This is a genomic window from Candidatus Hydrogenedentota bacterium (assembly GCA_035416745.1).
Lineage (GTDB): Bacteria > Hydrogenedentota > Hydrogenedentia > Hydrogenedentales > SLHB01 > UBA2224.
The window spans coordinates 66,131-73,774 of record DAOLNV010000004.1; the positions used below are offsets into that span (position 1 = coordinate 66,131).

Genomic DNA, 7,644 nt, shown 5'->3' on the forward strand with positions numbered 1-7,644 from the left:
GCCCCGCTCGCACAGCCAGCCCGGGAGAAGACATATGAAGAAAGTCACAGCATTGACGACTTGCCTTATCACCTTTGCGACATTGTTACTGGCAACCTTGTTGACGGGAGCGCCGTGCGCGGCCGCGGCCGAGCTCCGGCTGCCGGCGGTGTTCGCGGACCACGCCGTCTTACAGCAGAATGCCCGCGTACCCGTTTGGGGATGGGGCGAACCCGGCGAGACGATTACGGTTGCCATCGCGGGGCAGACCGCAACCGCAATAGCCGGAACCGACGGGCGCTGGCAGGCCGATCTAGCCCCCATGACCGCCGGCGGGCCCCACGAACTCGTTGTGACGGCCGGAAGCGGCTCGAAAACCTTCTCCGACATTCTGATAGGCGAGGTGTGGCTGGCGTCCGGGCAATCCAACATGCAGTGGTCTATCAAGAACACGGACGGCTGGGAAGAGGAGCAGGCACGGTGCGCAAACGACAAGATCCGGATTGCAATGGTGTTTCGCACATGCAGCCCGGTTCCGCTCAACGATCTGCAGGGGTGGACGCCGTGGGCTCCGTGCAACGCCGAGTCATTGGCGAACTGCTGCAACGGCGAAGGGTTTTCGGGAGTGAGTTACTACTTCGCCAAGCATCTTCAGGCGGGTTTGGGCGTGCCCGTAGGAATCATCAACACGAGTTGGGGCGGGACCCGGATCGAACCGTGGACTCCCCCCGCGGGTTTCGAGCCGATACCGTCGTTGGCCGGCATAGTCGCGCAGATTCGGGTAAACCAGCCCAACAGCGCCGAGTACCAGCAGTTGTTGACGGAAGCGATCGCCAAGGTGGAAGCGTGGATTCCGGAAGCCCAGCTGGCTCTTCAAAACGGCGTATTTCCGCCCGCGCTGCCCGCCATCGCGTCGGCATCGGCTCTGATTAATGAGGGAGCGCCGACAACACTCTACAATGCGATGGTCGCGCCGCTCGTGCCCTATGCCAACCGGGGTTTCATCTGGTACCAGGGCGAATCGAACCGGGGCGAGAGCATGCTGTACCGCGACAAGATGGAAGCGCTCATCAAGGGATGGCGCACTGTGTGGCAGCAGGACGATCTCGCATGTTACTTCGTGCAACTGGCGCCCTACGACTATGGCAACAGCCCCCAGGCCCTGCCCGAAATCTGGGAAGCCCAGGCGGCCGCAGCGGAGATCCCGGGCGCCGGAATGGCCGTCGTCAACGATATCGGCAATCTGACGGACATCCACCCTACCAACAAGGACGATGTGGGCAAGCGCCTCGCGCTGCAAGCCCTCAACAAGACCTATGGGAAAACGGATGTCGTCTGCGAAAGCCCACTCTTCGACCGGTTTGAGGTCCAAGGGAACGCCATGCGGGTCTATTTCAAGCATGCGAAGTCGCTGAGCACACGGGATGGCGCCGCGCCCACCTGGTTTCAGATTTTCGGTCCGGACGGCGCATACCGTGAGGCAACCGCGGCGATCGATGGGACGAGCGTGGTGTTGACGGCTGAGAGCGTCGCCATGCCGGTAGCCGTCTGTTTCGCGTGGAACCATTGCGCCCTGCCCAATCTCATGAACGAAGCCGGATTGCCAGCGCCCGCCTTTCGTGCGGGAACCATTCCCATCGACGGGGCGTTGCGGGCGAATGTTCCGGAGAGCGAAGGATTCGAGCTTGTCTACGCGCTCGACCCGACCAACCTGACGGCAGAGAACAACAAGCCTCGCTACGACGAAGATCGTCACGAGAGTCTTGCGGGCAGGCGCATCGCGCGCGTCGCCTATTACCTGCAACTCGTCGGACCCGATAACCAGGCGCGATGGGTATATGCGGAGATGGACCCCTTTACACAGGATCTCGCGCATATCGGCGTGCCGATTCCTGACGCGGGCGCACAGTATCAGCAGGATCTCGCAAACCTCTTCGTGAAAACCAACATCGAGGGATTGCCCAGCGGCGCGCTGCCGGGCGGCGTCATCGAGCTGTGGGCCTGCAACTACGGCGCCCAGTGCGCGCGGAGCCTGCCGGAGGCCAGCAACGACCGTTACGATTTCGACGACACCATGAGCATGGCCACCAATCCCGGTTACGGCTGCCTGCAGATCCACGACGCGGCATCGAAGACCACACTCTTGGCCTTCAACAACCCGATGGCGGGACGCGGCGCCGACGTAGGCATCGGAAACTGCCCGGGCGAGAATCCGGATTGGACCTTTGCGCACAATGCGGGCAGTTACATCAACGGAAGACTGATCGTTTTGGTAAAAACCGCTTCCGAGTAGCCGCGGCCCGGTTATTCCATCGTCGTAAGCAGGGTCACGCCGTGACCAGGGCTGTCGATGAGGATCGGCTTGCTGAAATCGAGGCCCACCTCGTCTACAGGCTGAGGGAAACCCTTGTCTCCTGTCAAGAACCCGTCCGGCGCGTACACGTACCGCCGCGCTGCGGGCGTGCCTTCGCCAGGTGCTGATAGAGCAATCTGAACACCGTCGTCGCCGCGGTTCACAAGGCAGAACGTCCAGCCGCTGTCCTTTCTCGCCGCCAGCACCCGCACCCATGGGGCAGGGTCGGCGACACGGTAGATAGTCGCGCCAGGGGGAACGTAGCGGGCCAGAAGCGCCCACGGGAAGAACCATGGCCGGAGAATCATACCCTGAGTCTTGTTGCTCCAGAGCCCCCACGCAAAGTCCAGGTGGGAGTTGTCGTCCAATTGCCATGCGCAGACCGCGTGGCTGCCGGCCTGGACCGCCTGGACGGCGAAATCGGCCATGAACTCGCCGTAGTAGTGGGTGCCGATTTTGGCGTTGGAAGCCGGGTGGCTGGCGTAATCGTTCATGCCCGCTTCGCCGACGATGAACTTCTTGCCGTTCGCGACGGGGTCGTTTTGCCGTGCATAGTGCCACTGGTTCGCGAAATAGTCCTCGAGTTTGCCCGGGGCGACATCCTTGTCCGACGCGTACCGGTGCACGTCGTACGCGCCCAGCACGTCTTTGAGTTGATCGACGGCTTTGAAGAGCCAGTCGTCGGCGTTGGAGTGGTCGGGGCCCGCAATGGTCAGCTGTTTGTCGAGGCCGCGCTGCGAAAAAGCGGCCGCCAGGTTGCGGAGGCCCCCCGCCCATCGCTCGAAATCGCCTATCTCGTAGTTCGGTTCGTTGACCAGGATGAAGTACCGGATGCACGAGTAGCCTTTGGCGTTCACGAGATGGTCCATATACGTGGCGATGACTTCCGCATAGCGGGGATCATCGGTCTTTTCGATGCCGGGAGGACGCACCCACTCGCGTTCACAGCCCCAGTCGGTGAGGAGGACAGTGCTTCCCAGGGCCTGGCAAACGTCCAGTTGGCGATAAAGGAGCTGCATCTCGCGGGTGTTCCAGTCGTATTGCCCTTCGCCGAGGTAACACCATTTCGCCAACATCATCATGCGTGCAACGGGAAGGCGCATCCACTCGACGCGCTCCTGCACAACGGCGAACTCCGCATCGGTCACGCCATAGAGGTCGTATCCGCGAGGGTCCCATTCCGCGCCATAGCCGATGAACCCTTCAACAGCGATAGCCTCGGGCGCCACAGTGACTGGAAGCGGCTCGGGCTCCGTTGCGCTGAGCGTCAGTGCCGGTGCGAGGGCGGTCCAGATGAGGATGCCGTGCATAGCGCATTTCCTTCCTGTATTACGGTTCGATACGGATTTCGGCCCAGATGAGCTCCTGTTCAGGCTGCTCGGGGCGTTGCTGGATGTGGATTTCGGTGTAGCCGTCTTTGAGTGCGTCCAGAGGGCAGGTGAACTGGACCGCTCGCACGACGCCGGGGTATTGGCCGGGGTCCGGGCGGTCCTCGATGGGCGCGCAGGGCTGCCCGTTGACAGTGGCGTCAAACACGGCGGCCCCGGTCCCCTCCTTCTGGGCAAGCCCGGCGATGAAGGTGGCCGTTCCGGTTTTTGGGGCGGGGCCGGTGTAGAGATTGAACGTGCCCCCGGCATGACCGTTCACGGGAAGCCTCGCTCCGTTGGACACGCCGGCGGGCACCGTGTCGTGAAACGCCTGGATGTGACGGCGGGGAAGACGGGCGCAGACATCGGGTCCGAGGCCTTGTTCGAGAAGAATGCGATAGTCGCTCGTACTTACCGGTATGGTGCCTGAGTCCATGAAGTTGAACAGATAGATCTGGTTCGCCCCGCGATGCCACGAGGCGGCCGCAAAACCCCGGCAGGATTCAAGGGTGTTGGCCACCGCGCCGCCGCCGGGGTAACCCCGCACGTTGAACTCGAGTCCGGGCGCGATAATCACGCGCGCGGCCGCATCACCCATTCGTTCACGCCACAACTCGACGGGTATGTCGAAATCGGAGGAGGTCCAGAACGGCGTAGGCACGAGCATGTCGACAAGCCCCTCTTTTGCCCAGGTGATGCCGTCCATGCCAAGGCCCGCCGCGGCGTCCGGATGCGCAGGCACGCGCGCGCCGAGCTGGATCGCGTGGCCGCGCTTCTTCGACCATTCCCCGGTCAGCGCGCGCACGTCGCGCATGAACTGCGTGAGGATTTTGCACCCCTCCGCTTCTTCGCCGGGAGCGAAATGGTACCCGAAACGCATCCAATCCAGTTCCAGCCCGTCGGGGTCGTAGCGTTCGAGCAGTTCGCGGATGAAAGCCATATTGTGTTCGCGCACCGCGGGGACGCCGTAGTTGAGGGCGCGGTCGATCCAGCCTGAGCCGCCCGGCACGCGCCAGTATTCGGGGTGCTGGACCCAGAATGTGCTGTGCATGAAGTTCTTGGGGTCTGAGACGTCGTGCACGTCGTTCATGCGCATCGACAGCCACGGGGAGATGCCTTTTTCGCGGGACCGGGCGATCCATACGGCGTAGGGGTCGAGGCCGCGCTCGTCGAGCAGCTTCGCGTTGGCCGCCCAAGGACCGCCGAACCCCGGCTCCGGGGCATTCTGGCTGCCCTGGTCCCAGATGGCGTCGCGCACGGCGCTGCGGTAACTCGCGCGCATGGCGTTGGGATTCAAGAACAGGTGGCTGACCTTCGTGCTGGCATACTGGTCGACGAAGGCGCGAAGGCCTTCGATGGTCATATCGTCCGCGGTGCGGCTGCCGAAGAAATGGCTGTTGTCCTCGTTGATTACCAGGCCGCGCGGTTCCTGGGCCGTTGCCGAAAAGCTCACGCCTGACGCAACGGCAACAAGAAGCGCGATACTTCCTCGTGATACGTTCCACATGCTTCGTTTCCTTTCCTGGATGGATGCGGTTCACGCATGGAATAACGGAACCAGTATCTCCAGACCAGTGCGATCATAGCAAATGAAAAAGCGCCCTTGGCCTCTTTCAATCAACCCCCTGAAATCGGCCCGAGCCGGCCGAACGGGCTGGTCCGCCTGGTATGTTCAGCGCTTTGCTGTTGAGCACCGTTGTGAGACCAGGTCCGGCGGCCGTCGAGAATGTGACCGGCGGGGGCGCCGGGCCTACACGGGAAAAGGCCGCTTGGGCTCTCTTAGACTGGCCCGGTCAAATCAACGGTCCGGGCTACTCTCTCTCCTTCTCCTGCATGCGCGCGATTTGGTTCCGGTAGTGCTCGGCGAGGCCGGGGTACTCCTTGAGGGCGCTACGGCCGGCGTCTTTCAGGCGGTAGACGCCCCGGTCCACGCGCTCGAACCAATCGTAGACGTTGTTGTATAGGATGTCCCGTGTCTTGGGACCGGTACCCAGATTGCGCAACGCGGCGGGCGAACAGTCGCCGAGCGCTTCGAGGCCGCAGGCGATGTGTATGGCGTTCTCGCGGTAGGCGGTAACCAGTTTGCGTCCCGTGCTGCCGCCGCGGTTGAAGTCTCCGGAACGTCCCTCTACTTCACGCAGGAGCGCGCCCCGCCGCCGGGAGTCTCGTTTGCGGGCGAACGGCGTCGGATGGAATACGATCTGGAGCCGGGGCCGCCCTGCCGTGAAAGACACAAGAATAAGACCCAATTCCAAGCGGCGGAGAAGGTGGCGGAGCCTGCGCCAGTGTTTTCCGCGCAGAGGTTCGGCGGGACGCGGCAGGGCCACGTAGACCGCGTCGGCGACGCGCTGCCGATCGGCGGCCTGAGCCAACAGCGACACCGTGAAGCTCCGCTTGAGTTCGACGACGACCGTGTGCCCATCCCGGGTCCCGACGATGTCGCAATCATTGACTTCGCTGCGCACGGTATAACCCTGGGACTCGAGGAAGGCGGTCACGGGCCGCGCAAGCTCGGTTTCGTACCGGGGCCGGGTTGTTTTGTCTCGGGGCATCGCTTTGGCGTCTTTGTACAGCCTGTCGAGAGGCACGCTTCTCCCCCACCGCTATCCAACAAGACCGGGGACCGTGCTGCCGGATGGTATAGCCGCCCGTACGTTGCGGTCCCCGTTCAAATCACGCGTTGCCGAGATTGCGGAATAGGTAAACGCCCTCTTTCCCCGGAGCAATGACGTCTTTCCAGCCGTTCCCGTCGAGGTCGGCGACCCAGAAATAGATGCCGGCCCCGCTGCATTCTTTCCGATCGCCGTAGTCGATTGTCCGGCGGACGAATTCGCCGCCCTTGATCTCGAAGTAGTAGATGCCTACGGGATCATCCGCGCCGGGGTCGGTGGCATGCGCGTAATAGCGCTTGCCAGTAATGAGCTCGACTTGGCCGTCGTTGTCGATGTCGACCAGCTGCATGTCGTGGTATTGGGAGCGTTCGGTGTCGATGTCGTGCTTGACCCACGTGCGGTTGCCGTTGCCGTCGCGCTTCTGTTCATACCAGGCAAGGCCGTAGTCGTGGCCCGCGCCGACGATGAGGTCGTTGAGCCCGTCGCCATTGACGTCATGGACCAGGATCGGCACGCTGGCGGAAGGAACGAGGGTGAACTCGGGATGCAGGACCCACTCGCCGCCCAAGGGGTTCTCGGGGGCTTCCAGCCAGCCGCTTGCCAGGACGATATCGGGGCGGCCGTCGCCGTTGATATCGCCGAAGCCCAGACCATGCCCGCTATTCTTGCTGTACACCACGAATTCGTCGAATTTGCCCGCTCCCTTGCCGTTGGCGTCTTTCACGAGCTTGAAGACGCGGACAGGGCCGCCCGGCGTGTTGGGGATGATCTCGAGCTCGCCGTCCTGATCGATGTCAAAACAGCAGGGGCGCTCGATGTTGCCGACCTCGGCGATGTCGTGGACGGTCCACTCGACGGGCTGGCCCTTGGGATTCTCGCGCCACGTCAGCTTCATGCCGAACCAGGCGCCGCTCACAATATCGACATACCCGTCGCCGTTGACATCGAGGGGGATGTCGGCGAAATCATCGAAGTAGTCATCGACGGCTTTGACGTCACAGATCTTGTGGCTCTTCGTAAAATCGGGGCCTTCGAACCAGTAGCCGCCCGACACGATGTCCATAACACCGTCGTTGTTGACGTCGCAGGCGCACGCCGCCTCATACACCACGTCGCCAATGCGCGTCTTCTGGAATTTCAACATCGGGGTCTCCTCCGCTGCCGTCGCAACCAGTACCACAACCATTGCCCATGCCGTCATTGCGCACCTCCTGCACTGTGTTGTCTTGAAAGAGCTATCCTAGCAAAACGCCACCCGCCGGGGAAAGCATTTCGCCATGCGTCCGGGGGCGAGAGTGGCTGTTCCAGAAGACGTCTGCGTACAGGAAAGACG

The 7,644-nt window shown here is 62.5% G+C and carries 5 protein-coding genes; 1 reads left to right on the plus strand and 4 read right to left on the minus strand.

The window, feature by feature from the left end; translation table 11 throughout:
* The first annotated feature begins 34 nt into the window (after positions 1 to 34).
* Complete coding sequence (locus tag PLJ71_02905) at positions 35 to 2,272, plus strand: sialate O-acetylesterase (protein ID HQM47605.1); 2,238 nt, start codon at positions 35 to 37, stop codon at positions 2,270 to 2,272.
* Positions 2,273 to 2,283: 11 nt separating this feature from the next.
* Here the strand turns inward: PLJ71_02905 and PLJ71_02910 are convergent, their stop codons facing one another.
* The 4 genes from PLJ71_02910 to PLJ71_02925 form a co-directional block, all read right to left on the minus strand.
* Positions 2,284 to 3,642 carry a hypothetical protein gene (locus PLJ71_02910; GenBank protein HQM47606.1) on the minus strand — a complete coding sequence of 453 codons (1,359 nt, stop codon included), beginning with the start codon at positions 3,640 to 3,642 and terminating at the stop codon, positions 2,284 to 2,286.
* Between the two features lie 19 nt (positions 3,643 to 3,661).
* The gene (locus tag PLJ71_02915; protein HQM47607.1) at positions 3,662 to 5,206 is read right to left on the minus strand and encodes a hypothetical protein; all 1,545 of its coding nucleotides are present in this window, start codon (positions 5,204 to 5,206) and stop codon (positions 3,662 to 3,664) included.
* Positions 5,207 to 5,510: 304 nt separating this feature from the next.
* A complete protein-coding gene (locus tag PLJ71_02920; GenBank protein HQM47608.1) occupies positions 5,511 to 6,287 on the minus strand; it encodes a DUF2161 family putative PD-(D/E)XK-type phosphodiesterase in 777 nt (258 codons plus the stop codon).
* 85 nt (positions 6,288 to 6,372) lie between these two features.
* Positions 6,373 to 7,512, minus strand: a complete 1,140-nt coding sequence (locus tag PLJ71_02925; GenBank protein ID HQM47609.1) for a VCBS repeat-containing protein — start codon at positions 7,510 to 7,512, stop codon at positions 6,373 to 6,375.
* Between the last annotated feature and the right edge of the window lie 132 nt (positions 7,513 to 7,644).

Coding starts and splice junctions, on each gene's coding strand:
- PLJ71_02910 (HQM47606.1), bottom strand. CDS start 3,642: ATGCACGGCATCCTCATCTGGACCGCCCTCGCACCGGCACTGACGCTC.
- PLJ71_02915 (HQM47607.1), bottom strand. CDS start 5,206: ATGTGGAACGTATCACGAGGAAGTATCGCGCTTCTTGTTGCCGTTGCG.
- PLJ71_02925 (HQM47609.1), bottom strand. CDS start 7,512: ATGACGGCATGGGCAATGGTTGTGGTACTGGTTGCGACGGCAGCGGAG.
- PLJ71_02905 (HQM47605.1), top strand. CDS start 35: ATGAAGAAAGTCACAGCATTGACGACTTGCCTTATCACCTTTGCGACA.